25 protein-coding genes are annotated in these 22,552 nt (G+C 63.3%); 15 read left to right on the top strand and 10 right to left on the bottom strand.

From position 1 onward, the window contains the following. Positions 1–66: 66 nt before the first annotated feature. Positions 67–219 (bottom strand): hypothetical protein, encoded by a 153-nt coding sequence (locus ACOFKT_RS03620; protein ID WP_419806063.1) that lies wholly within the window; start codon positions 217–219, stop codon positions 67–69. Positions 220–538: 319 nt separating this feature from the next. Between ACOFKT_RS03620 and rpmE the strand changes: the two genes are divergently transcribed. The 3 genes from rpmE (at position 539) to mgrA (ending at position 3,256) form a co-directional block, all read left to right on the top strand. Beyond that, positions 539–772, top strand: a complete 234-nt coding sequence (gene rpmE, locus ACOFKT_RS03615; RefSeq protein ID WP_419806062.1) for a 50S ribosomal protein L31 — start codon at positions 539–541, stop codon at positions 770–772. 77 nt (positions 773–849) lie between these two features. Next, on the top strand, positions 850–2,154 hold the full coding sequence (locus ACOFKT_RS03610) for a tRNA dihydrouridine synthase (protein ID WP_419806061.1): 1,305 nt from the start codon (positions 850–852) through the stop codon (positions 2,152–2,154). A gap of 58 nt (positions 2,155–2,212) precedes the next feature. Continuing rightward, positions 2,213–3,256 (top strand): L-glyceraldehyde 3-phosphate reductase, encoded by a 1,044-nt coding sequence (gene mgrA, locus ACOFKT_RS03605; protein WP_419806060.1) that lies wholly within the window; start codon positions 2,213–2,215, stop codon positions 3,254–3,256. A 3-nt stretch (positions 3,257–3,259) separates the two neighbouring features. Here mgrA and ACOFKT_RS03600 read toward each other — a convergent pair whose 3' ends face one another. Beyond that, the gene (locus ACOFKT_RS03600; protein ID WP_419806059.1) at positions 3,260–4,846 is read right to left on the bottom strand and encodes a hypothetical protein; all 1,587 of its coding nucleotides are present in this window, start codon (positions 4,844–4,846) and stop codon (positions 3,260–3,262) included. A gap of 19 nt (positions 4,847–4,865) precedes the next feature. Beyond that, on the bottom strand, positions 4,866–5,429 hold the full coding sequence (locus ACOFKT_RS03595; protein WP_419806058.1) for a YfiT family bacillithiol transferase: 564 nt from the start codon (positions 5,427–5,429) through the stop codon (positions 4,866–4,868). Positions 5,430–5,481: 52 nt separating this feature from the next. Between ACOFKT_RS03595 and tldD the strand changes: the two genes are divergently transcribed. From tldD to ACOFKT_RS03565, 6 genes are read left to right on the top strand one after another with little or no spacing between them, the layout of a single operon-like run. Beyond that, the gene (gene tldD, locus ACOFKT_RS03590; protein WP_419806057.1) at positions 5,482–6,954 is read left to right on the top strand and encodes a metalloprotease TldD; all 1,473 of its coding nucleotides are present in this window, start codon (positions 5,482–5,484) and stop codon (positions 6,952–6,954) included. Next, a complete protein-coding gene (locus ACOFKT_RS03585) occupies positions 6,951–7,271 on the top strand; it encodes a hypothetical protein (RefSeq protein ID WP_419806056.1) in 321 nt (106 codons plus the stop codon). The genes tldD and ACOFKT_RS03585 overlap by 4 nt, the downstream gene beginning before the upstream one ends. Next, complete coding sequence (locus ACOFKT_RS03580) at positions 7,271–8,653, top strand: TldD/PmbA family protein (protein WP_419806055.1); 1,383 nt, start codon at positions 7,271–7,273, stop codon at positions 8,651–8,653. Before ACOFKT_RS03585 ends, ACOFKT_RS03580 begins: the two co-directional genes overlap by 1 nt. Beyond that, complete coding sequence (locus ACOFKT_RS03575; RefSeq protein ID WP_419806054.1) at positions 8,640–9,020, top strand: ExbD/TolR family protein; 381 nt, start codon at positions 8,640–8,642, stop codon at positions 9,018–9,020. The genes ACOFKT_RS03580 and ACOFKT_RS03575 overlap by 14 nt, the downstream gene beginning before the upstream one ends. A 48-nt stretch (positions 9,021–9,068) precedes the next feature. Beyond that, positions 9,069–10,451: an excinuclease ABC subunit C gene (locus ACOFKT_RS03570; RefSeq protein ID WP_419806053.1), complete on the top strand. Its 1,383-nt coding sequence runs from the start codon at positions 9,069–9,071 to the stop codon at positions 10,449–10,451. A gap of 29 nt (positions 10,452–10,480) precedes the next feature. Next, on the top strand, positions 10,481–10,831 hold the full coding sequence (locus tag ACOFKT_RS03565; RefSeq protein WP_419806052.1) for a hypothetical protein: 351 nt from the start codon (positions 10,481–10,483) through the stop codon (positions 10,829–10,831). A 13-nt stretch (positions 10,832–10,844) separates the two neighbouring features. Here ACOFKT_RS03565 and ACOFKT_RS03560 read toward each other — a convergent pair whose 3' ends face one another. Then, entirely contained in the window at positions 10,845–11,879 is a 1,035-nt protein-coding gene (locus ACOFKT_RS03560; protein ID WP_419806051.1) for a VWA domain-containing protein, read from the bottom strand. A 181-nt stretch (positions 11,880–12,060) separates the two neighbouring features. On the opposite strand from ACOFKT_RS03560, the gene ACOFKT_RS03555 reads away from it, so the two are divergent. Together ACOFKT_RS03555 and ACOFKT_RS03550 are read left to right on the top strand one after the other, a co-directional pair. Continuing rightward, positions 12,061–13,461, top strand: a complete 1,401-nt coding sequence (locus ACOFKT_RS03555) for a VWA domain-containing protein (protein ID WP_419806050.1) — start codon at positions 12,061–12,063, stop codon at positions 13,459–13,461. Positions 13,462–13,523: 62 nt separating this feature from the next. Beyond that, a complete protein-coding gene (locus tag ACOFKT_RS03550; protein ID WP_419806049.1) occupies positions 13,524–14,444 on the top strand; it encodes an EamA family transporter in 921 nt (306 codons plus the stop codon). 90 nt (positions 14,445–14,534) lie between these two features. Here ACOFKT_RS03550 and ACOFKT_RS03545 read toward each other — a convergent pair whose 3' ends face one another. Both ACOFKT_RS03545 and ACOFKT_RS03540 read right to left on the bottom strand, forming a co-directional pair. Next, positions 14,535–15,365 carry a polyphosphate kinase 2 family protein gene (locus tag ACOFKT_RS03545; RefSeq protein WP_419806048.1) on the bottom strand — a complete coding sequence of 277 codons (831 nt, stop codon included), beginning with the start codon at positions 15,363–15,365 and terminating at the stop codon, positions 14,535–14,537. Between the two features lie 155 nt (positions 15,366–15,520). Further along, the gene (locus ACOFKT_RS03540; RefSeq protein WP_419806047.1) at positions 15,521–15,736 is read right to left on the bottom strand and encodes a Sec-independent protein translocase subunit TatA/TatB; all 216 of its coding nucleotides are present in this window, start codon (positions 15,734–15,736) and stop codon (positions 15,521–15,523) included. A gap of 226 nt (positions 15,737–15,962) precedes the next feature. Between ACOFKT_RS03540 and ACOFKT_RS03535 the strand changes: the two genes are divergently transcribed. Beyond that, positions 15,963–16,622: a hypothetical protein gene (locus ACOFKT_RS03535; protein ID WP_419806046.1), complete on the top strand. Its 660-nt coding sequence runs from the start codon at positions 15,963–15,965 to the stop codon at positions 16,620–16,622. An 87-nt stretch (positions 16,623–16,709) separates the two neighbouring features. Here ACOFKT_RS03535 and glgC read toward each other — a convergent pair whose 3' ends face one another. Both glgC and ACOFKT_RS03525 read right to left on the bottom strand, forming a co-directional pair. Continuing rightward, on the bottom strand, positions 16,710–17,963 hold the full coding sequence (gene glgC / locus ACOFKT_RS03530) for a glucose-1-phosphate adenylyltransferase (protein ID WP_419806045.1): 1,254 nt from the start codon (positions 17,961–17,963) through the stop codon (positions 16,710–16,712). Between the two features lie 157 nt (positions 17,964–18,120). Continuing rightward, positions 18,121–18,417 carry a hypothetical protein gene (locus ACOFKT_RS03525; RefSeq protein ID WP_419807098.1) on the bottom strand — a complete coding sequence of 99 codons (297 nt, stop codon included), beginning with the start codon at positions 18,415–18,417 and terminating at the stop codon, positions 18,121–18,123. Between the two features lie 402 nt (positions 18,418–18,819). Between ACOFKT_RS03525 and ACOFKT_RS03520 the strand changes: the two genes are divergently transcribed. Beyond that, a complete protein-coding gene (locus ACOFKT_RS03520) occupies positions 18,820–19,320 on the top strand; it encodes a hypothetical protein (RefSeq protein ID WP_419806044.1) in 501 nt (166 codons plus the stop codon). A gap of 19 nt (positions 19,321–19,339) precedes the next feature. Here the strand turns inward: ACOFKT_RS03520 and ACOFKT_RS03515 are convergent, their stop codons facing one another. Then, positions 19,340–20,095 (bottom strand): hypothetical protein, encoded by a 756-nt coding sequence (locus tag ACOFKT_RS03515; protein ID WP_419806043.1) that lies wholly within the window; start codon positions 20,093–20,095, stop codon positions 19,340–19,342. Between the two features lie 143 nt (positions 20,096–20,238). Between ACOFKT_RS03515 and gcvT the strand changes: the two genes are divergently transcribed. After that, positions 20,239–21,459, top strand: coding sequence for a glycine cleavage system aminomethyltransferase GcvT (gene gcvT / locus ACOFKT_RS03510; protein ID WP_419806042.1), 1,221 nt, complete (start codon positions 20,239–20,241; stop codon positions 21,457–21,459). 64 nt (positions 21,460–21,523) lie between these two features. Here the strand turns inward: gcvT and ACOFKT_RS03505 are convergent, their stop codons facing one another. Next, positions 21,524–22,018, bottom strand: coding sequence for a MarR family winged helix-turn-helix transcriptional regulator (locus ACOFKT_RS03505; protein ID WP_419806041.1), 495 nt, complete (start codon positions 22,016–22,018; stop codon positions 21,524–21,526). A 126-nt stretch (positions 22,019–22,144) separates the two neighbouring features. On the opposite strand from ACOFKT_RS03505, the gene gcvH reads away from it, so the two are divergent. Further along, entirely contained in the window at positions 22,145–22,534 is a 390-nt protein-coding gene (gcvH, locus tag ACOFKT_RS03500) for a glycine cleavage system protein GcvH (RefSeq protein ID WP_419806040.1), read from the top strand. The last annotated feature ends 18 nt before the right edge of the window (positions 22,535–22,552 follow it).

The raw sequence follows: 22,552 nt of genomic DNA, 5'->3' as shown, positions 1-22,552 counted from the left end.
CTTCAGTATCGCAGGTGATGGCAATGTATATTGGTGCACCGATCGCGTCCGCTCCCGCGCCGAACCCTACCGAGCCGTCAACGACGGCGCGTCACCAGAGTCGGCGGTCATCGTGATTGCCTGCTCCACGGCGTTCGAACGCTCGGCGCGTTCATGCTGCAGGACCATCGCTCCATCCAGCAACAGTGCAAGTGCGATCATTGCTTTGATCATCCGCATCGTTCTCGCCTCCTTCACAACCGTAGAAGGAGTCTGCGCCGCGGGATAACGACGTGCAGCGGGAAAGTTTTTCGCAGATCGGCACAATTTGTTCGAACACAGCCCAGCAACGAAGCCCGAGCTGCGCCTGATTCATCACAGCGGTCATTGCCCTTCCACCCCGAACCGGCTAGACTGAATCGAGCGCCCAGCCCCTGCATCTGTATAGCAGAGGCCTTCCGCGGACCGTGCGACAGGACAATCGATGTGGCGTGACTCTGACCGCCGCAAGCGAACCGCACCCCGGATCCGGGCCAACTTCAGGATTGCGAGACGAACAATGCCCAAGCAGGGAATTCATCCGAACTATAACGACACCACCGTCAAGTGCGCGTGCGGCAACAGCTTCCAGACCCGTTCCACTCACAAGGGCGACATCGTTCTGGAAATCTGCTCCGCCTGCCACCCGTTCTTCACCGGCAAGCAGAAGCTGATCGACACCGCCGGCCGCATCGAACGCTTTAAGCGCAAGTACGCCGGCAAGGAAGCAGCTCCGGCGACCGCCAACAAGTAAGCTCCGCAGAAGCACAGAACCGGGAGCCTCCGCATTGCGGAGGCTCTTTCGTCTGAATCGTCACTCGATCAAGAGACATGAAGAAGCACTGGGAAGAATCCGGAACCGCCGTCCTCGACCACCCGGCCGCCGCAGACGCCGCGGTCCCGGCTGCGTTCCACATCGGCCCCGTCCGCATTGCGCCTGCGACGGTCCTGGCCCCCATGGCCGGCGTCACCGACACCGTCTTTCGCCGCTTCATCAAGAACGCTTCCCTGTTCTCCGCTTCTTCCAGTCACGTTAGCGCTAACGTAGACACCGTCACGACCAACCAGCAGTCCGGCTGCGGCCTCATCATGACGGAGTTCACCTCTGCCGACGGCCTGGCCCGCATGCGCGAGGTGAAGCGCAAGCGCTACCTGACTTATTACGATGACGAGCACCCCATCAGCGCGCAACTCTTCGGGTCCAACCCCGAAACGCTCGCCGACTCCGCCCGCATCTGCCAGGACGCCGGCTTCGACATTGTCGACCTGAACCTGGGCTGCCCCGCCAAGCGCGTCGTCAGCTGCAACGGCGGCAGCGGCCTTTTGCGCGACCTGCCGCACATTCAGACCATCTTCGAGCGTGTCCGCGCCGCCGTGACGATCCCCTTCACCGTCAAGTTCCGCATGGGCTGGTCGGACTCGCAAATCGTCTGCGTGCCCCTCGCAAGAATGGCGCAGGAATGCGGCCTGAACGCCGTCGCCCTGCACGCCCGCACGCGCGAACAGGGTTATACCGGCAACGCCCGTTGGGAGTGGATCGCCGCCGTCAAAGACGCCGTGCGCATTCCTGTGATCGGCAACGGCGACGTACGCACCCCTGAGGACGCCGCCGCCATGGTCGCGGCTACGGGCTGCGACGCCGTCATGATCGGCCGCGCCGCGCCCGCAAATCCCTGGATCTTTCGCCAGATCGCCGAATACACCGCCTCGCGCGCCGCCACCGGCACCGGCAGCTACACCGTCGCGACCGAGGAAGACCGTCACGGCATGATCCGCACCTACTTCCGCATGCTGCTTAACGAACTGGAGCAGGAGCACCCCGAGGTCGACGTGCCCGAACTCCTCGACTTCGACTCACTTTCCGTCGCCGAGAAAGACGCGCACAACCACCTGCGCCGCCTCAAGCGTGACCGCGAAAGCGCACGCCGCGACGGCATGGGCAAGATGAAGCAGTTCGCCAGCTGGTTTACCCACGGCGTGGCCGGCGGCGGTGCACTGCGCAAGTCCATCTTTGAAGCAAAGCGCGGCGACGAGGTAATGGCCGCGGTTGACCGTTTCTTCAGCACCCGCCTTGAAGACCGCCTGCACGCGGAGCCGGCACCCGAACCGGCCTTCGCCGATGCGGGCGAAAGCTAGACGCGCTTGCGGCGTGCATCCTAGGTAGAGCGCCACAGGCGCAGGGAGACGCAAGATCATGCCACTGGTCACGCAATACGTTCCAAACGCGAAGCGGTACGAGCAGGCGAGCTTTCGCCGCTGCGGTCGCAGTGGCGTCGTGCTGCCGCCCATTTCGCTCGGCCTGTGGCAGAACTTTGGTGGCGTCGACCAGTTCGAAACTGGCCGTGCCATGATCCGCCGCGCCTTTGATCGCGGCGTCACCCACTTCGACCTGGCCAACAACTACGGCCCTCCATACGGCTCCGCCGAGGAGAATTTTGGCAAGGTGCTCGCCGACGACTTCCGTAATCTTCGCGACGAGTTGATCATTTCCTCCAAAGCCGGCTGGGACATGTGGCCCGGCCCCTACGGCATGGGCGGATCGCGCAAGTACCTGATGGCCTCGCTCGACCAAAGCCTGAAGCGCATGGGCCTGGATTACGTCGATATCTTCTATCATCACCGGCCCGACTTCGACTGCCCCATCGAGGAGACCGTCGCCGCGCTCGCGCAGATCGTGCGGCAGGGCAAGGCGCTCTACGTGGGCATCAGCAGCTACTCACCGGAACGCACCCGCGAAGTCTCGAAGCTGCTTGCGGCCGAAGGCATCCACCTTTTCATTCACCAGCCGTCGTACTCCATGCTGAACCGCTGGATTGAGAACGATCTGCTCGGCACGTTGGACGAGCTCGGCATCGGCTGCATCGCCTTCAGCCCGCTGGCGCAGGGCCTGCTCACGAACAAGTACCTCAGCGGCAAGCCCGAGGGTGCGCGCGTCCACAGCGAGGTCGGATCGTTCCAGCAAACCATGCTGACCGACGAGAACCTGCAGCGCGTGCGCGGGCTGCATGACATAGCCGAGCGGCGCGGCCAGAGCCTGGCGCAGATGGCGATTGCCTGGTCGCTCCGCGATCCGCGCGTCACGTCATCACTGATCGGCGCGCGCACCGTACACCAGCTCAACAATTCGCTTGACTCGCTCAACAACCTGCGATTCACAGACGAAGAGCTTAAGCAGATCGATGCGTTCGCGATCGACACGCCGGCCATTGACCTTTGGCGCAGCGTGAGCGAGCGTTAGCGCTTACGTACTGCGGAATCGCGTGATTACCTTCAGCGTGCGCCGCCATTGCTCGTGCAGGCCGAGCAACGTCCACTCGACCTCGCGCTTGAAGAAGCGCAGCACCTGCTCCGTCGCGGGGTGAATGCGCAGCGACGGAGCTACCAGGAACAGCCGTGGCGGCTCCGGTGCCAGGCGCACGCCGCGAAAATACCCGTGCCGCTGTAGCATGCCGAGCCCCGTTTGCGGATCGATCGCCTGCACGTGGTGCCAGCGCACGCGAATCCAGTAATCCAGCCCCTGCAACGCGAAATGCAGATCCTCATTGGCCTTCAGTTCCAGCACGGCAAGCCGGCCGTCGCGAGTCACACTCAGCAGGTCCAGCATGCCGCGGTCGCCCGCCTGAAACGCGGGCACCTGCGGGTACACGTGCTCCGGATCAAACTGCGCAAAGCTGCCCTGCCCCGCCGCGAGCGGACCGATGTTCTGCCGCAGCACCGACTCAAGCCATGCCTCCGGCGCAGCCCGAAACAGCGGGTCACGCGGCGAACCGGTCGGATGCCGCCGCTCGAACAGCTCCTGCAAAAACGCCCGCAGTTGCGGCTCTGTTGCCGGCGTCAGCACCGTCTCGTTCGCGCCGGCGCCGATGCTGATCTCCGCGTCCGACGTAAACGTCCGCGCCGCCGCGCGAATCCGAATGCGGGCGAACTCAAGCCCATACAGCAGCAGCGCCAGTTCTGACGAGGAGCGCAGCCGCTGCTCAACCTCTGCCTGCGCGGCCGGCGGCAACAACTCCATGACCACGGCAAGCGGCGAAGCAAACCGCTCGCGCGCGGCACCCTCGTCGGGCAAGTGAACCAGGTGCGTGGACAGATTGCCAACGTCCGCCGCGTCGCGTTCCTCCAGGTCCTCGGTCCGAGGCGAAAACTCGAACAGCCGCCACTGTGCCGCGTCGCTGCGCAACCAACCGATGCGGCTCAGCGTCACCGTTGCCGTTCCGCCGGGCACGAACAGCACAAGCCCTTGGAAAAGCCGCTTGCCCGCGGCGCGCTCGCGGCACACCTGCAGCCAAAGGATGCCGATCGTCAGAATGCCGTCGACGGTGCTCTGTGATTCCTCCGCGTTTACGCCAACGGCGGCCCACGCCTTCTGTCCCTTGTGCAGCGTGCCGCGCGCGTAGGCCGGGCCAAACGACCGCTCCAGGTCCATGGCCGACTGCAGCGGGTCGATGGTCCAATCAGGGAATTCGCGCTGCAGCATGCGTTGCAGCACAGGCAGAAATCGCTGACGCGTTCCCTCACGCGCAGAGGGTGCCCGGCGCTCGGGCTGCGCGACAATCTCCAACGTTTGCGGCTTGCTTTGGCCCAGGCGCAGCGTGCTCAGCTTCAGCGTGTCGCGGCGCTGCGCCACGGCAAGCACGCGGCGCGAAAGGTTGCGCGTGTCACTCCACAGCTGCAGCGTGCACCGGCCCGGCTGTTGCTGCACCGTGTACTGCGCAGTCTGCAAGTCGAACGCGATGCGGCCGTCTTCCAGCACGACAGCCTTCGGGTGCGTCGTCAGAAACTCCTGCAGCAGCGACGCAATCTCTTCCGGTGTTTGCTCAGCGGCCATCGAAGTATCGCGTGAACGCCTACCAGCCCCGCGCCTTCGCGAGTTCCGCAATGTGCGCTAAATGGTGGCGCGAGTGCCAGGCATACAGTTGCGTCACGGCGTCGATCGTCCACGTTCCCGACTCGGGATGAACAAACGTGCGCTGCCACTGCTCCGGCGAGAGCTGGTGCAACAGATAGCTCCAACGCGCGTGCACGCCGTCCAGGATCGCGAGCGAGAACGCAACCGGCGCTTCACGACTGTCGGGCAGCTCGGCCCACAGCTTTTCGTCATACGGCTGAATCGCCGGACTGTCCTCGGTCAGCGCCTTGCGCAAACGCGTGCTGGACTGCCCGTGCGAGTCGGCGATGTGGTGAACAAGCTGACGCACGGTCCAGCCGCCCTCGCGATACGGCGTGTCGAGCTGTGCTTCGGTCCAGCCCGCGACGGCAGCACGAAGCTGCGAGGGCAGCGCCGCGATCGTTTCCATCGCAGCGGCGCGATCTGCTTCCGTGATGGTTGCGGAACGCTCGAACCGCCCTACCGGATAGCGCGGGTCTGCACCGCTGGTTGAAGTGGTGAACTCGGCAGCACTGGGGCTCATGGCTCGAACGTAGCACAGCCCTCACGAGGCAGAACGCGTAAAATTGCTTTAGATGAGTTCTGCCTTTGCTCCCACGCCATCTGCCCGCGCAAACACCATCTTTCATCAGCAGTTTGGCGTAACCGATCGCTTGATAGAGCGCTGCCTGGCCGCTGCTCTGGAGCGCGGCGGTGATTTTGCCGAACTGTTCTTTGAAAGCACGGCATCGAACGGCATCAGTGTCGACGAAGGCATCGTCAAGTCAGCGAGCCAGGGGCACTCCATGGGTTGCGGCGTGCGTGTGCTGAACGGTGAACGCACCGGCTACAGCTACACCGATGAACTGACCGAGGAGAAGATGCTGCACGCGGCGCGAACGGCCGCGCTGATCGCCGACTCCGCGACATCGGGCGCAGACGTGCAGGGGTTTTCGGTTGCGAAGACCCACGACCTCTATCCCGCAGCAACAACGGACGTGGAGATCGCGCAAAAGCTGCAGCTGGTGCAGCGAGCCGACCGCGCGGCGCGTGCCTACGATCCGCGCATTACGCAGGTGCGCGCCACATTCAATGATGAGGTGCGGCACATCCTGGTGGTCGCAAGCGACGGAACATACGCGAGCGACGTACAGCCGCTGAGCCGCTTCAGCGTCGGCGTGATCGCGAAAGATGCCGCGGGCGACGGAGGCAAGGGCGCGTCCGCAAGCGGCACCAGCGGTGGCGGCGGACGCCGCGGCTTCGACTGGTACACGACGGAGCGCACACCGGAGCACTACGCCCGCGAGGCGGCGCGGCAGGCAATCCTGCAGCTCACGGCGCAACCTGCTCCCGCGGGCGAGATGCCCGTGGTGCTTGGCCCGGGCTGGCCCGGCGTGCTGATTCATGAAGCCGTTGGACATGGTCTGGAAGCGGACTTCAACCGCAAGAAGCAGTCCGCCTTTGCGGGGTTGATGGGCCAGCGCGTCGGCACCGCTAAGGTCACCGTCGCGGACAACGGCATCATGCCGAACCGGCGCGGCTCGTTGAACGTGGACGACGAAGGTGTGCCCACGGCAAACAACGTGTTGATTGAGAAGGGCATGCTGTGCCGCTATATGAGCGACAAGCTCTCAGCGAAGCTGATGGGCGCGCGCTCCACCGGTAGCGGCCGCCGCGAAAGCTACGCCTCCATCCCCATGCCCCGCATGACCAACACCTACATGCTCGCGGGCGAGGACGACCCGGCCGACATTCTGCGGTCGGTGCAGAAGGGCATTTACGCCGTGAACTTTTCAGGCGGCTCGGTCGACATCACGAACGGCAAATTTGTCTTCGCCGCGAATGAGGCATACCTGATCGAAGACGGAAAGGTGACCGCGCCGGTCAAGGGCGCCATGCTGATCGGCGACGGCGCGACAGCGCTGACGCGCGTAAGCATGGTCGGCCATGACCTTGCCCTGGATGAGGGCGTTGGCACCTGCGGCAAGAAGGGTCAGGGCGTGCCGGTCTGCGTGGGCGCTCCAACAGTAAAGCTGGATCACATGACAGTGGGAGGCACGGGACGATGACGAAGAAAGCCGCGGTTCAACGCGAAAAGATTTATGAGTGCGAAGTGAAACGAAAACGGGTGCTTCCCGGAGGCGGCTATGGATCCTTCTGGAAGACGAAGACCGTGCTCGACGCACTTGAAGACGGCGACAGCGAGTTTCGCTGCAAGGATTGCCACGGCAAGGTCAAGCTGTTCCGAAGGCACGTCGCCCATGCCGCGGCACCGCACATTGAACATGTTGATCGCGCTGATTCTGAATACTGCCCGGCCGGCATGTACTTCCGCGACGCGACCGATGGCAGAGCGCCGCGGCTGTCGGAGGCGCCTGTCCTGTGATGGTCATCGAACACAAGCCCTTGACGACGCAGCTTGCGCTTGACCTGGTCGATCGCGCCATGCTCGCGGGTGCGACCGATGCCGAGGCGGTCGTTTATGAAGGTGATGAGTTCTCGACCAAGGTCCGGCTGGGCCAGGTGGAAACGCTGACCGAATCGCAATCGCGCGCGGTGGGTCTGCGCGTCTTCATGGGACAGCGAACCGCGTCGACCAGCACAAATGATTTGAGCGAAACGTCGCTGGCGCGGCTGGTCCAGGGGGCTGTCGATCTGGCACGCATCACCGAGGAAGACCCGTTCGCCGGTTTGCCGGATGCCGACACCTACAGCGAGCGCCGCAATGGCGATGACCTGGGGCTGTACTTCGACGACGTCTATTCCCTGCCCGCGAAGGACCGCATTGAAATGGCGCGTGCGGTGGAAGCAGCGGCCATGGCAACCGATGTACGCATCCAGAACTCAGACGGCGGCACCTTTACCGCGGCCACGAGTTGGAGAGCGATGGCGAACTCGCGCGGCTTTGCGGGCGAGTACCGCAAGAGCTATTGCGGCCTGGGCACCACGCCCATTGCGCAGGACGAAAGCGGCATGCAGCGCGATGGCTGGTCGCACGCCGCGCGCACGCTGCGCAAGCTGGAAACGCCGGAGCAGGTGGGCCGCGAGGCAGCCAAGCGTGCCGTGCGCCGGCTGGGCGCGAGGCGCGTGAAGACGCAACAGGCCACCATGGTCTTTGACCGCAACGTCTCCCGCGCCATCATGGGCGGCATCTTCGACGCGGTGAACGGCGAAGCGGTCTATCGCCATGCGAGCATGTTCGCGGACAAGCTTGGCGAGGAGGTTGCGTCGCCGCTGGTCACCGTGGTGGACGACGGCACGATGATGCTCGAGCCCGGGCTGGCCGGCTTCGGCACGCTCCCCTTTGACGGCGACGGCTTGCCGATGCAGCGCAAAGTGATCGTCGACCGTGGCGTGCTGCAGACCTACGTGACGAACAGCTACACCGCGCGCAAGCTCAAGACGCGTTCCACCGGCAACGCCTCACGCGGTCTGGCCGGCGCGCCGGGTATCGGCAGCGGCAATTTTTACCTGGAGCCAGGAACGCAAAGCCTGCGCGAGATGATTGCGGGTGTCGAGAACGGCCTGTACGTGACCGAAACGCTGGGCAGCGGCGTGAACCTGGTCACGGGTGACTACTCCCAGGGCGCGAGCGGCATCTGGATTGAGAATGGCGAATTCGCCGGCGCCGTTGAGGAAATTACCATCGCCGGCAACTTGAAAGACATGTACCGAAACATCGTCGCGGTCGCGAACGATTTGATTTTTCGAGGCTCGTCGGCGAGCCCGGCGATCCGCGTGGAGGGCATGACCATTGCAGGCGCTTAGGTTCGCTTTGCTCACGGCCGGCGTAGTGGCCGCAACGGCCGCGGTTGCCCAACTACCGGTGACGCCGCCGAACGCGCATGGCGTCAGCCCTCCGCCTGCTTCCGCCGACCTGTGTCCGCTCACCATCTTCATCGACGCACAGGGCCGCTTGTATGACAGCCGCTTCGGTGGGCGTTATCGCGTGACGGATGCGACCCTGCGAAACGATATCGGCGGAGGCTGCAAAGAAAGAGGCCGGACCTCGAGCGTGCGCATCCAGCCCTCGCCTCACACGAACTTCGGCCGGGTGAAAGAGGTGCTCGACCTGGTGCAGAGCATTCGGTCCGATGTTCCAGTCACGATGGCGACACCCAATCAGCGGCATTGATGCTGCCGATACCGGATAACGCATCGGGTTTGTGGGTAGGATGAGCGGGTGAGCGTTCTGCCGGTTTTCGAGCACGAGGTGAGCTTTGCGCCCGAGTCGGCGGCAGAAACGCTGCGCGAGGTGCCGACGCGCGCGGGCGTTGTGGCACTGTTCGGCCACAGCAGCAACGACCGGCCGTTTTTGATGCAGTCGGCAAACCTGCGGCGGCGGCTGCAACGATTGCTGTTGCCGCCGGAGGGACAAACGAAGCGCCTGAACCTGCGCGATCGTGTGGCGCGCGTGGCCTGGCGCGAGACGCAAAGCGAGCTGGAGTCGTTGCTGCTTCTCTATCGCGCAATGCGGACAGCGTTTGGCGCGGACGAGGCTCGGCGCAAGCTGCGTCTTTCGCCGCCGTTCACGGTGCGCTATGCCGTGGAGAATCGCTTCCCGCGTATCTATGTAACCAATCATCTGCGACGGCGATCGCTGCACACCACGTTCGGGCCGTTCGCGTCGCGGCTGGATGCGGAGCGATATCGCGAGGCGGTGGAAGACCTGTTCGTCGTTCGCCGGTGCTTTCTGGAACTGCACCCGTCGCAGGATGACCCAGGCTGCATCTATGGCGAGATGCACAAGTGCCTGGCGCCGTGCCAGCAGCGCTGCACCGATGCGGAATACCACGCGGAAGCCGAGCGCTCGCTCGCGTTTCTGAAGACACGCGGCGAGTCGCTGGCCGCCGAGCACGAATCGGCACGCGATGCCGCCAGTGCCGACATGCTGTTTGAAGAAGCGGCGGCGGCCCATGCACGCGCGACCAAGGCAAAGAGCACAGGCGCGATCGCGGACGCACTGGTCGGCCCGCTGGATGCGCTTCGCGCCGTTCTGCTGGTGCCGTTGCGTGTGCCGGGTGAAACGCCGGAAGTGCAGGTCTTCGTCTTTGCCGATGGCTGCCTGCGCGGCCCGGAGCGCGTTTCTCTGCTCGGCGTCCGCCTTGCGAGAAAGCAGGCCGAAGTGGGATCGAGCTTGTTTGCACAGCCGCACATGGTGAGTGCGGTTTCGCTGGACGCAAGCCGGGGTGGCGCTTCAGGCGAAGACACCGCGCCTGCGGCAAACTCACCCGAACCTACGCACCCCAGCATTCAGGTGACGCCTGAAGAGCGCATGGCGGCTGCGATTGCTCGTCTGGAAGAAGGGCCGGGCGCACAGGAGACCGCGACCCTCGGCGACTATCTGGCCCTGCTGCGGCGCTGGTATTACCGTCCGGAAAAACAGCGCAACGGCCTGCTGTTCCAACCGGATCGTGGGGCATGGCCGTTGCGGCGCATGGTGCACGGGGCCGCGAAACTGGCTACGCCGGAACCGGTGCGCGTCGAAACGCCTGCAGCCGCTGCAGGCGCTACGGACACAACTGCGCCTCCAGAGGCAACGCTCACCGCCGAGCGCTTCTCCTAAACCGCATGAATCCCTTGGCGTTAGGTGCGATGAGCACCACATTTCAGTTTGTCTGGTTGCTAATCGCGCTGGTGGTGCTGATTTATCTGGTGCGGCTGTACCAGCGCACACGGATGTCCGGCTTTCTTTGGCTGCTGGTGGCTGTGGTGGTCTGGCCCATCATCGCGCGGCTCAGCACAATCGCCATGCCGTTTTGGATCGCGACGCAGCACACGAGCGTGACGTCCGTCGCCGCATTCAGCATCATCCTGTTTGGGATTGAGAGCATCCTGGGCGGTGTTTTTCTGTTGACCGCTGCCATTGTGCTGGACCGGCAGTTTGCAATGCGTGCGCCTGCATATCCGGTGACCGCCCCGGGCATGCCGCCCTATAACGGCTAGCCTTAGCTGGCCGCTACTCCGTGGTGCTGTCCGCCACGGCGTAGTAGCCCTTGCGGCTCTGGATTTTTACGCCATTGCCGCAGGTGATGTTGATGGCTCGAAAGGTGCCGTCGATGTTTGGGTTCTTGGGTGTGTAGCTCAGCAGATATTGCGTGCGCAGCTCGTCCGAGATTTGCTGGAATGCCTCGTCCAGGTGCTTGCCGTTGCCGCCATTGATCACACGTCCGCCGGTTTCCCTGGTCAGCTGATCCATCGCGCCGCCGCCGAAGCTCATGCTGTAGCCGCCACCAAAGCTGAACCCCGAGTCGCGAATCAGGATCACGTAGACGATGGTGTTGGCTTTCTGCGCCGCCTCGACCGCCTCCTTCAGCTTCACCTGCGAACCCTGGTCGTCGCCATCGCTCAGGATCACCACGACCTTGCGGCCGGCTTCCTGCCGCAGCTTGTCATGCGTGGCGAGGTAAACCGCGTCGTACAGCAGCGTGCCGCGTGGCGTGCTGTTTCCGGTCACGGAGCCAGTGCCGGCACCGGTGTTGATTTCGGCCTTGTCCAGGCCGCGCCGCAGTTCGCGCGTCGAGTTCGTGTAATCCGCCAGCAGGTCGACGTTGATATCGAAGTTGATCAGGAACGCTTCATCCTTGGGCTTGATCACATCGCGCAGAAAATCCGCGGCGGCGTCCTTTTCCAGTGGAAGCACGTTCTGCATGGAACCGGAGGTGTCCAGCAAAATGCCGATGGTCAGCGGCAGGTTCTTCTCCTGGGTGAAGTTCTTAATCGTTTGCGGCTCCTTGTTTTCAAACACCTGGCAGTCGTCCTTGTGCAGGCCCGTCAGGTAGCCGCCTTTGTCGCGCGCGGAAAAGTAGGTGTTCACCAGGTTGACCCGAACCTTCAGGGTGCCACCCTGGGGCAGATCGTCGTCGGCCGGCGGTGGAGCGGCGCTGGCGGGTGGTGGGCCTCCGGGCGAAGGCGCCTCCTGCGCATGGGCAACGGGCAACACAGGCAAAATAGAAAGTCCGGCGAACAGGGCAGCACAGAGGAGCGCACGCATACGATGGTTGGACGAGTTTCGGCCCGGTTCGGTCTACTGACCCGGCCCAATGGCGCGGGCGTGCAACCCGCGCGAGCGTCACGCACGCGTAAGGCACCCGGCGGTAGGGTCCGTGCGTCCAATACGGTGTTTCCGTTGGTAGTCTTGTTCTGTTGTGAGGGTGTGTCGCGTGAAGTTGAGCTTGGCAGCGGTTTTGGTGGCAGGTGCGTTGATGACGGTCGGGCAGTCGGCGTGGGCACAGGCGTTGCCGGATGGCCCTGCGCCGCAGGCAGGCGGAGCCGTGCCTGACAGCCCCAGGCCACAGGTATTGCCGGACGTTACGTCGGTAGCGCCGGGCAAGGGCAGCAGTGCAAGCACTGATAATCCAATCGCCGATACGGACCCGAACGCCCCCGGCACGACACTGAAAAGCTCGCCCGCGAGCAGCGCGTTGCAGTCGGAGCCGCAGGACAATGTGGCCCCCAACATCAACCCGGTACTGGGCGCGGGGAGCCGCGTGGCCGATCTTCAAGACTCCGGCGTCACGCTGCGCACGCAGACCAATTTTGTCGAAGTTCCCTTTACCGTGAAGGACAAGCATGGTGCTCTTGTACCGGGGCTGACCTGGCGCGACGTGCAGGTATATGAGAACGGCGTGCGCAAACACATGAGCCTGTTCACCGTCGATCCATACCCGCTGAGCGTGGCATTTGTGATCGACCAGAGCCTTCCGTTTGAGGTAATGAAGCAGGTCAATTACAGCCTGGGTGCCGTGCAGGGCGCATTTTCCGCCTATGACGAAGTCGCAGTCTACACCTACGCCAACGGCGTGAGCCGCAGAACCGACTTCACCGGAGCCCAAAGTCCACGCCTCAGCGCGGTTCTGGAGCAGAGCAAATCCAGCGGACGCGAGATGAACTACGTGACGGACGGCCCGATGTCGCAGAACATCTCGATCAACAACGGTGCGCAGGCAAACCTGAACCCGCTCGGGAACGAAACCCACGGATCGCGGCCAACAGGAGCGACGGCGAACCCGGTAAAGGAATTCCATCCGCTCTATGACGCGGTGTTCCAGGCCGCGCAGGATCTGGCCAAGACCGGCAAGGGACGGCGGCGTGTTCTCTACGTCGTTAGCGATGGCAAAGAGTCCGGCTCGAAGATCCGCGAGAAGGAATTGGTGCGTTACTTGCAAGGGCACCAGATCGCGGTCTACGGCACCGTGGTCGGCGATTCGGCGACCCCGTATGTCGGCTTTTTGGACAAGTACCACATCCCCTTCACGCACTTGCGTGACAACGCCCTGCCCCGGCTGGCCTCGCTCACCGGCGGCGAGTCGCTTTCGGAGTTTCGCGTGAAGGGTATAGAGCAGAGCTTTGCGCGCATCGGCGATGACGTACGCCTGCAGTACACGGTCGGCTACTACAGCAGAGAGCCGCTGGCTGACGGCAAATACCGCAGCGTGGAAGTGCGAGTGCTGAAGCCCGACCTGGATGTGATCGCCAAAAAGGGTTACTACCCCACGCCCGAGGCGCTGCGCGGACCGGTCAATGCTACCCGCGTGACTATGGGCAGCCCGACGCCAGCGACGCCTCAGCAATAGATTTCATTCCGCTGTGATCCGGGTGGCTTGCGTCGCCCGACATGGTTAAACATCAAATCAGGATGACTGCCCTGCTGACCAGCACGCTTGTGGGCGGCAGTGCCCTGCCCGGCCTGCTGGCGGCGGCACTGTGGGGCGGGGGCGACTTTGCCGGCAGCTACGCGGTGAAGCTGGGCGGCGGCACAGTCCGCGCATCGCTGCGGGTGGTGGTGGTCGGCCACCTGTTGAGCTTGCTGGCACTCCTTGCCACCGGCGTTGCACTTCGCGTTCCGCTGCACGATCCGCATGTGCTGCTGTGGGCCCTGGGTGGCGGCGTGATCAGCGGAGCGGCGCTCATGGCCTTCTACCTGGCGCTCGCAAATGGGCACATGGGAGCGGGCGCGGCGGTGAGCGGTCTGCTGTGCGCTGCCATCCCGGCAGTCGTCTCCGCCTTTCAGGAAGGTGCGCCCGGTACAACACGGCTGCTGGGCTTTGCGCTGGCAGCTTCGGCCATCTGGCTGGTCGCCAGTGCAAGTGACCCCGAGCAGACGGATGAAGATCGCGCGGCTGCCCGCAAATCGATGCTGCTTTCGGTCCTGGGCGGCCTGGGTTTCGGCGTGTACTTCACCGCCTTGAAGTTCAGCGGCGTCGCGGGTGTGGTCTGGTCGACGGCCGCGGCTCGCGTGGGAAGCTGGGGCGTCTCCGCGTTGCTGCTTGCCGGCATGTGGATCTTCGCGCGCCCTGCGGAGGACGTGGAGCCCACCGGCCGGATCGCCAGGAACTTCTGGTGGGTTCTGGGCGGATCCTTTCTGGACCTGGGCGGAAACCTGAGCTTCGTCACCGCCACCCGCATGGGACGGCTGGACGTTGCCGCGGTGTTGGCGTCGTTGTACCCGGCAGGCACCATCCTGCTGGCAGCGGGCCTGCTGCATGAAAAAACCAACGCACGGCAGCGGCTGGGCATGGTGCTGGCGCTGCCGGCGGTGGTGCTGGTTACTCTGTAGATCTGCGGTGGAGGCTCAAACTCATACCGGTAGTGGCGAACAAGGTCAGCGAATGCACACCGCACCTTCTCGCTCAACCACGGACGATCCCTACTTGTAGCTGTTCACGACCTCAAGCTTTTTCACATCGATCGTCGGCTTGGGATACGCCAGCTTCATCGAAGCCAGCGTGTCGGCGATCACGCCGGAGATCGCCACATTCCGTTGCCATTTGTGCTCCGCCGGGATGACATACCAGGGTGCCTCATCGGTGCTGGTCGCCGCGAAGATGTCATCGTAGGCGTCCTGGTACTCACCCCAAAACTTCCGCTCGGCGAAGTCGCCTTCAGAGAGCTTCCAGTGCTTGTCAGGGTCGTCGATACGGGCCTGCAACCGCCTGCCCTGTTCCTCAAAAGAGATGTGCAGGAAGAATTTGCGGATCGTGATGCCGTTCTCCGTCAGCATGGATTCGAACGTGCGAATCTGCTCCAGGCGGCGCTTGGCCGTCTTGCCGTCGATCTGGCCATGCACGCGCGGCGCCAGCACGTCCTCATAGTGCGAGCGGTTGAAGATGCCGATCATGCCGCGTGCGGGCACCGCATTGTGTACGCGCCACAGAAAATCGTGCTTCGCCTCCGTCGCCGTCGGCACCTTGAATGAGGTCACGTTGCACCCCTGCGGGTTCACGCCGGCAAAGATGCTGCGGATGGTGCCGTCCTTGCCGCTGGTATCCATGCCCTGCAACACGATCAGCAAACCGTGTGTCGCGCTGGCGTACAGCAGTTCCTGCAGCTTGTCCACGGTGTCGCGATGCTTCTTCAGCGCTTCTTTTGCCGCGTCTGCGTCGGCGAAGTCGCCGGTCGTGTCCGCCGGTATTTTCTTGAGCCGGAGCGGCTTGTCGGGGTCGATGCGGTAGGCGGAATGATCTTTCAAACGGGGCACTCGCTTTCTAACTTAGTGAGATGCCGGGTACGGCGCGGCACTGTTGCCGATGATCGAGAATCGCACCTCTTCCAGCCGCAGGACCGCCGAGCATTTCAGTGGGCAAAGCAGACAGGGACGGCCAAAGCCGTCCCTGTCGCACCAATGTCTCGCGCTTACTTCGTCGTCGTCGTGGTGTCTTTCGGGTCAGGCGTGATGATATGGGCGTCGTTCTTTGCGTCATCGGTAACGCCCTTCATGCCATCCTTGAACCCGCGCAGGCCTTCGCCAAGGCCTTTGCCGAGCTCTGGCAGCTTGCGGCCGCCAAAGACAAGAAGCAGGAGTACGCCGATGAAGATGAGGTGTGGACCTTCAAACAAGTTTCCAAACATAACGACTCTCCAGACTGCTGCAGCGGCACATACCGAGCGAAATCATTGTCGCACATCCACCGCCGCATCGGCAGCGCCATCCTGCTCGCGTTTTCACCGCCGGCGAGTCCGACCGGTATGATGAGATCTGCGCGTAAGTGTGCCTGCCCGCCGCTCCGCCGGCGCGGCCCGGGCAGCCGGTCACTGCTGTGCCGGTGCCACTAGGCGCGTCGCATTCTGGAGGAACATGTTCAAGCTTTTGTCCCGTGCTGTGCTGGCCGGGTTTGCAGGTTCGGTCGCAATGGCGGGGGCGGCGCACGCCCAGGTATTCAAACCGGCGGAACCGGTCACCTACACGCAGCGGTATGAGGTGTTCGGCGGCTTCAACTTCCTGAACGGGCAAGCCGGGCAGAACCTGCCCAAACGCTACAACCTGGGTGGCGGCGAGGTGATGTTTACCGACTGGATTACGCCAAAATTCGGCATTGCGGGAGACGTTCGCTACGACGCAGGCACCACGCCCGTGTTCCCTTCCGGCCAGGCGACCAGCCCGCCGGTACAAACGCGCCCCCTGGTCAGCCAGTTCATCGGCATGGGCGGCGCGCAGTATCACTGGTTCGGCAATCACTTCGCCGGTGTGAACCTGCACGGCTTGGCAGGCGTGTCGCACGGCACGTTTGACCACAGCAACCCAGGTCTGCCGCCCCAGAGTTTCACGGCGGCAACGGGCCTCTACTCCAACCGGACCTCGTTTAACGGAGTGGCAGGCGCCAGCATCGACTTCAATCGCTCCGCGCGGTGGGCGGTGCGCATTTCGCCAGACATCGTCTTTGAGGACTTTGGAACGGAACTGCGCGAGTTCGTCTCTGTGTCCGGCGGCGTGGTGTACCGGTTCGGGAACCGCTAGAACTTAGGCCCTGATACGCAGAAAAGGCACAGCCCTCAGGGCTGTGCCTTTTCTACTTCGAAGTAGCATTCGCCGAACTCACGAACTTCACATCGTTTGCAGAAACTCCTGCGAGACAGGATTCTCATAGAGCGAACCGTTCCGCGTGACCACGGTTAGGCCACTCGGCGTCACGAAATACCGCTTCCGGTCCTCGTTCGCGTCATAGCCGATCACGGTGCCGTCCGGGATGTGGACGTCGCGGTCAATGATCGCGCGACGGATCCGGCAATGCCGGCCGACGTTGACGTGCTGGAAGAGCAACGACGAGTCGATGTCGGAGTAGCTGTTCACACGCACGTCCTGCGAAAGCACGGACTGCCGCACCGCCGAGCCAGAAACGACACACCCCGGCGAAACGACCGAATTGATGGCCATGCCGGTGCGGCCCATTTCGCCAAAGACGAATTTGGCTGGTGGGTATTGGGTCGGCCGCGTGCGTACCGGCCAATCGCGGTCATACAGGTTAAAGGTCGGCGCGACCGCGCAGATATCGATGTTGGCCTCGTAGTAAGCGTCGAGCGTGCCCACGTCGCGCCAGTACAGCGCCTCTTTGCGGTTCTCATCGACGAAGTTGAAGGCCTGCGCCTTGTAGCGGCCCAGCAGCTTGGGCAGGATGTTGTGGCCGAAGTCGTGCTTCGAGTCGGGATCTTCAGCGTCAGCAATCAGTTCCGGGATCAGGACATCTGTATTGAACAGATAAATGCCCATGGACGCGTCGACCTTTTCCGGGTTGAAAGGCGAGCGCACGTCGGTCGTCTTCGGCTTTTCCTGAAAGCCGGTCACCTCGCCGGAGCGAGAAATCTCGACCACGCCGAACTGCGAAACCTCATCCGGGTTGATGGGCAGTGTAGCCAGGGTGACGGCGGCGCCGCTCTGGCAATGGTGCTCCATCATCAGGCCGTAGTTCATCTTGTAGATGTGGTCGCCGGACAGGATCAGGACGTATTTCGGCTGCTCGGAACCGATGGAGTAGATGTTCTGGTACACGGCGTCCGCGGTGCCCTGGTACCAGCTCTTGTTTACGCGCTGCATGGGCGGCAGGATTTCAATAAACTCGCCGAGTTCGCTGGCAACCGTGGTGCCCCAGCCCTCGCGGATGTGCCGGTTCAGCGACAGAGCCTTGTACTGCGTCATGATATAGACCTTGCGCAGGCCGCTGTTGATGCAGTTCGACAGGGTGATATCGATGATGCGGTATTGGCCCGCGAAGGGGACGGCGGGCTTTGCACGCTCGCGCGTCAACGGGAAAAGGCGCTCACCGGCACCACCGGCAAGCAGAACTCCAAGCGTGTCTTTCATGTCGCTTCACCCCAAATGCCCTGGTGCCATTCCTGCGAGCACCCCGAACGTTGGGATTGGATGCTGAAAGCGGGCAGCATGGCGAGTGCCGCCTGTCGGCACTTTTTAAAAGAGCAAAGGCACGCCGCAGCGCGCCCCCGCCGTCCACACACCAGATCTACGCGTCGCGTTCCGCGGAAGGAATATCCTCATCCGGCAGCGAGATGCGCAGCGACTTGAGAAAGCTCAGGTCATTCCGGGTAAAATCCGTGCCGCTGCTGGCCGGTTCGTGCTCTGAAACGTCCGCGGACTCGGTGACTTCATTCAGCCCGATCGTGGCTTCAAGCATCAGCATCACGTCGAAACCCTCATCACGAATTTCGCGAACGACGCCCGAGATGCTCTCCGAATCCGAAACCGATTCGTGAATGGCTTCACCGAGTTGCTGGATCAGTTCCTTGATGCGTCCGTTCATTGCCACCCCGTTTCTTATGCGGCGTACAGCCGAGGTACAACCATTAATACGACAGAGCATTGCGTTTCGCTGTGTAAAAGCGAGCCGCGCAGTCTGTTTTGATGCCGCACAATCATGCGCGTGTGTGGTGATCTGCCCAGGCGTGCTCTAGCTGATCTGCCAGCAGTTCCACGGGTTGGATCCGGGAGCGATGCCATACCAGAAAGCCGGCAGCCGCGGCGCAAACACCACCCAGGGTCCACATAAAACTCTTCATACGTGCCGATCTCCTCTGTTGCCGCGGGGCGCTGGTGCGAAATGCCCCGTTTTGGCTTTCTAATTTGATGCAGTATTGCAGCGATTCGCTTGATGCCGAACGATGCGCCCGGCGCAGAAACGCGTGCGCTGGGTAGACTGGTTTGCATGGACCGGGTCAGGCTGGGTCGAGTGCTGGGGCGGGGAGCGCGCATGGCGGCGCGCACCGTCTACGAGGCTGTGGACGCGGCAACTGCCTCCCCGCCCCCGGCGCAGAATCAACGAAGAAGTCAGCCGGCAGCGCAACCACGGCCCGCAGCACAGCCGCTGCCAGCAGCGCAGCCACGACCGGCAGCGCCCGGGCCGGAACCGCGCTACACGGTGCAGCAGGCTGTGCGCACGGCCGGGCGACTGCACAGCTCCGCGCGGGCGGCCCAGCAGGGTGTGCTGGCGCCGGTCAAGCGGGCCTCGCGCGCCCTTTCCCTGGAGCTTGCCGGCAGTTTCTTTGTGCTGTTTGCGCTTTCGTTCAGCGGGGCGGCGTGGCGCTTTCGGGGCCTGGCACAGACGGGCGGCGGGCAGCGGCTTTGGGTGTATGTGGGATTGGCGGCACTGTTTGGGTATTTCGCGCTGAGCAGCTTCCTTCGCGCACGACGAATCTCCCGAGCATAGATCGCGCGTCGCCCCGCAGCTAGCGGCGGGGCCGGTTTACCGGGGCAGCACCGGCAACCACCGCATCCCGGGCAGTTGGCGCGGACGGATCATTGCTGAAGTCGTACACCACGATCACGCCCGGTTTAGGCTGCCGCTGTACGGGTAGCAGAACGTACTCACCTGGCCGCAGGGGCTGGCGCGGTGTAAGCCGCGCCCAGCCGTCGGGCAGCGTTTCCGCGCTTAGGCAGAGCGTGGGCCCGGCGCACGAGGTGCCCTGGGCAATCTCAGAAAACTGCACGTGGGGGATGGTCCGGTCGCCAGCCCTGGCCATGGCCTGCACCAGCACCCAACCGGTTGGGTTGCCGTGGCCGGCATCACCCGTGTTCTCAGTCCGGTCGTTTGTGTGAACAAAGAAGACCGGGGTCGCCGACCGCACGATGGTGCGGGCATGTGGCCCGTGCAAGGTGTGTTCGCTGGGCGGAGCGATCGCCACGCCGGCCGGCTCACTGATCACGGAGTGATGCACCGGGACGAGCGCGGGCTTCCCATCTGCGGTCGTGTCCAATGCCCAGGGCAGGTTGCCGTTGGGCACTTGCAGACCCGGCGCGGCGGTCAGGTTGCCGCCAGACACCGCGTAGGTGCCTGCCTTGGCCGCGGGCGCGCTGCTGGCGCTTGGCGGAACGGCGCTGGGATCTGCCGTTTGCGCAAGGGAGCCTATCGCGGGCCAAACAGCGCAGGCGCAGATGCCCGTACGCAGCAAGGACCGGATCGGCAGGAAGTGAAACCGCAGCACGCCCATTCAGACGCGGGCGGGTCGCCGGCAGTCGCAATCTTCGTAAGGAAATTTCACCGGCAGAACCGCAGGTCATACGCCGCTCCGGGCCGCGCGACGCTCGGCCACGCTGCTAGGATGGGGAGCGCAGGGAGGCTTTATTCATGAGCGCCGCACCAGACCAGACCGAGGCAGCTAAACCGCCGGATGGCGCACTTTCGCTCGACCTTTCCGCACCGCCGCAGCAGGTGCTGCGCCGCACCGGTTTGCACGGCACGCACAAGGAGCTGCGCGCGAAAATGGTTGATTTCGGCGGCTGGGAGATGCCCGTTGAATACGCCGGCCTCCTCGCCGAGCACCATGCAGTGCGCACTTCCGTGGGTGTCTTCGACGTTTCACACATGGGCTGCATTCAACTGCGCGGGCCGGGATCACTGGATGCCGTGCAGCGGCTCTTGATGAACGACGCCAGCCGCCTGCAGATTGGCCAGGCGCACTACAGCGCCATGCTCACACAGCAGGGCACGTTTATGGACGACGTTGTGCTGCACAAGCTGAGCGACAACGATTACCTGATCGTGATCAACGCCGGAACGCGCGAAAAGGACATCCGCTGGGTGCGGCAGACGATCGGCATGATGCCGCACTGCCACATCAGCGATTACAGCGATCTTTATACCCAAATCGCCATTCAGGGCCCAAAGGCCGAGGCAACACTGCAGAAGCTGACCGACGTGAACCTGAGCGCGATCAAGAACTACTGGTTCGCATGGGGCAAGGTCGCCGGTCAGTACAACGTGCTGATCGCACGCACGGGTTACACCGGCGAGGACGGCTTTGAAATCTACGTCCCGAGCGATGAAAAGATCAGCGCCGATGTGTGGCGGCAGGTCTTCCAGGCCGGCGAGGAGTTCGGCATCAAAGCCTGTGGCCTGGGCGCGCGCAACACGCTGCGGCTGGAGTGCAGCATGGCGCTGTACGGCCACGAGATCAGCGACACGATCAATGTGTTTGAGGCTGGACTGAACCGCTACTGCAAGCTGGACAAACCGATGGACTTTATCGGAAAAGAAGCCCTGGCTGCCGCCGGTGCGCCGCAGCGCAAGCTTGTCGGCCTGGAGATGATCGACCGCGGCATTGCGCGCGACGGCTACCGCGTTTGCTCGCTCGAAGGCGAAGAACTGGGCATCGTCACCAGTGGCTCACCCTCGCCGACGCTCAAGAAGAACATCGCGATGGCCTTTGTACCGCTTGCCGAAGCGGAACACGGCAATGAAGTCGGGGTGGAGATCCGAGGCCAGCTGGTCAAGGCGCGCGTCGTAGCGACACCTTTCTACAAGCGGGCAAAGAAGCTGCCGGAAAAGCAGGCCGAGGTCATTGGCTGATTCACGAATCCGGCAGGCCGGGTTGTTGTATCTGACGCAGCGGCCGAAACGTCGGCCCGAATAGCTAAGGCTGTCCTTCAAGCCGCGCCTGTGCAGCCAGACCGACTTTCTTCAAGCTGGTGCGCAACGCGGCGCGCTCTTCGGGGCACAGCGGTTCCATCAGCGCATCGATGTCTTTCTCATGCTTCGCGAACAGCTTGCTGATCAGCGCTCGGCCGCAAGGCGTCAGGTCCACGGTGCGCACCCGCCGGTCGCAGGTGCCACTCTGCCGTTCGACCAGGCCTCGTTGCACCAGGCGGTCGACGGCGGCGGTCATGCTGCTGTTGGCAAGCTGCACCTTTTCGCCAAGCTGCGAGATGTTCATGGCGCCCCTGTGCAGCAAGGCCTCAAGCAGGATAAAGTCTGACACGCCGATGCCGAGCGATGCGATGGACTGCTCCATCAAGGCGGCAAGCGACCGATGCGCCTTCATCAGCACCAGCCAGATGCTTGCCGCGCTTGGAGTCGCTTCGGCTGCCGGTTGTCCGGTTTGCTGCTCGGTCTGCGCCTGGTCTGCCATATCCTGCCGGTCTCTACGATGTTACGCACTCAGACGACTTTTGCATCCCGCCGCAGAAGCGCCGACTTTTCCAACAGGACAATGGACGCTGGCCGGCAGCCCAAAAGAACGGCTTAGAATCGACACATGAGCTACCCGTCTTCGTACCGCTTCACCAAGGAGCATGAGTGGATTGAGGCCAACGGCACCGAAGCCACCATCGGCATTACCGAACATGCGCAGAGCCTGCTGGGAGACATCGTCTTTGTGGACCTGCCCAAGATCGGCACGGCACTGAAACAGAAGGAGTCCTTCGGCTCCGTCGAGAGCGTGAAAGCGGTGAGCGACGTGTACGCTCCAGCTTCCGGCCAGGTGACCGCGATCAACGACGAGCTGACGAGCGCGCCGGAAAAAATCAACGAAGACGCCAATGGCACCTGGCTGATCAAGGCGACGCTGAGCGATGCCGCGGAGCTGGACAGCCTGTTGGATGCAGCCGCGTATGAACAGTACGTAAGCGAAGAGACCGGTCACTAAGCGGTTCGGGAGAACAGC

Origin of the sequence: Terriglobus sp., from assembly GCF_965201105.1 — a bacterium.
Taxonomy (GTDB): domain Bacteria; phylum Acidobacteriota; class Terriglobia; order Terriglobales; family Acidobacteriaceae; genus Terriglobus.
Note: the sequence above shows the minus strand (reverse complement) of the source record. Positions and strands in the feature narration are given on the sequence as shown.

Bases quoted from the DNA above. Each gene is read 5' to 3' on its own strand.
- ACOFKT_RS03505 (WP_419806041.1), bottom strand. From the start codon at position 22,018: ATGGCAGACCAGGCGCAGACCGAGCAGCAAACCGGACAACCGGCAGCC.
- ACOFKT_RS03560 (WP_419806051.1), bottom strand. From the start codon at position 11,879: ATGCGTGCGCTCCTCTGTGCTGCCCTGTTCGCCGGACTTTCTATTTTG.
- ACOFKT_RS03580 (WP_419806055.1), top strand. From the start codon at position 7,271: ATGGTCATCGAACACAAGCCCTTGACGACGCAGCTTGCGCTTGACCTG.
- rpmE (WP_419806062.1), top strand. From the start codon at position 539: ATGCCCAAGCAGGGAATTCATCCGAACTATAACGACACCACCGTCAAG.
- ACOFKT_RS03620 (WP_419806063.1), bottom strand. From the start codon at position 219: ATGCGGATGATCAAAGCAATGATCGCACTTGCACTGTTGCTGGATGGA.
- ACOFKT_RS03525 (WP_419807098.1), bottom strand. From the start codon at position 18,417: ATGAACGGACGCATCAAGGAACTGATCCAGCAACTCGGTGAAGCCATT.
- ACOFKT_RS03565 (WP_419806052.1), top strand. From the start codon at position 10,481: ATGAGCACCACATTTCAGTTTGTCTGGTTGCTAATCGCGCTGGTGGTG.
- ACOFKT_RS03520 (WP_419806044.1), top strand. From the start codon at position 18,820: ATGGACCGGGTCAGGCTGGGTCGAGTGCTGGGGCGGGGAGCGCGCATG.
- gcvH (WP_419806040.1), top strand. From the start codon at position 22,145: ATGAGCTACCCGTCTTCGTACCGCTTCACCAAGGAGCATGAGTGGATT.
- ACOFKT_RS03600 (WP_419806059.1), bottom strand. From the start codon at position 4,846: ATGGCCGCTGAGCAAACACCGGAAGAGATTGCGTCGCTGCTGCAGGAG.
- ACOFKT_RS03535 (WP_419806046.1), top strand. From the start codon at position 15,963: ATGTTCAAGCTTTTGTCCCGTGCTGTGCTGGCCGGGTTTGCAGGTTCG.
- mgrA (WP_419806060.1), top strand. From the start codon at position 2,213: ATGCCACTGGTCACGCAATACGTTCCAAACGCGAAGCGGTACGAGCAG.
- ACOFKT_RS03595 (WP_419806058.1), bottom strand. From the start codon at position 5,429: ATGAGCCCCAGTGCTGCCGAGTTCACCACTTCAACCAGCGGTGCAGAC.
- ACOFKT_RS03610 (WP_419806061.1), top strand. From the start codon at position 850: ATGAAGAAGCACTGGGAAGAATCCGGAACCGCCGTCCTCGACCACCCG.
- ACOFKT_RS03585 (WP_419806056.1), top strand. From the start codon at position 6,951: ATGACGAAGAAAGCCGCGGTTCAACGCGAAAAGATTTATGAGTGCGAA.
- ACOFKT_RS03540 (WP_419806047.1), bottom strand. From the start codon at position 15,736: ATGTTTGGAAACTTGTTTGAAGGTCCACACCTCATCTTCATCGGCGTA.
- tldD (WP_419806057.1), top strand. From the start codon at position 5,482: ATGAGTTCTGCCTTTGCTCCCACGCCATCTGCCCGCGCAAACACCATC.
- ACOFKT_RS03550 (WP_419806049.1), top strand. From the start codon at position 13,524: ATGACTGCCCTGCTGACCAGCACGCTTGTGGGCGGCAGTGCCCTGCCC.
- gcvT (WP_419806042.1), top strand. From the start codon at position 20,239: ATGAGCGCCGCACCAGACCAGACCGAGGCAGCTAAACCGCCGGATGGC.
- glgC (WP_419806045.1), bottom strand. From the start codon at position 17,963: ATGAAAGACACGCTTGGAGTTCTGCTTGCCGGTGGTGCCGGTGAGCGC.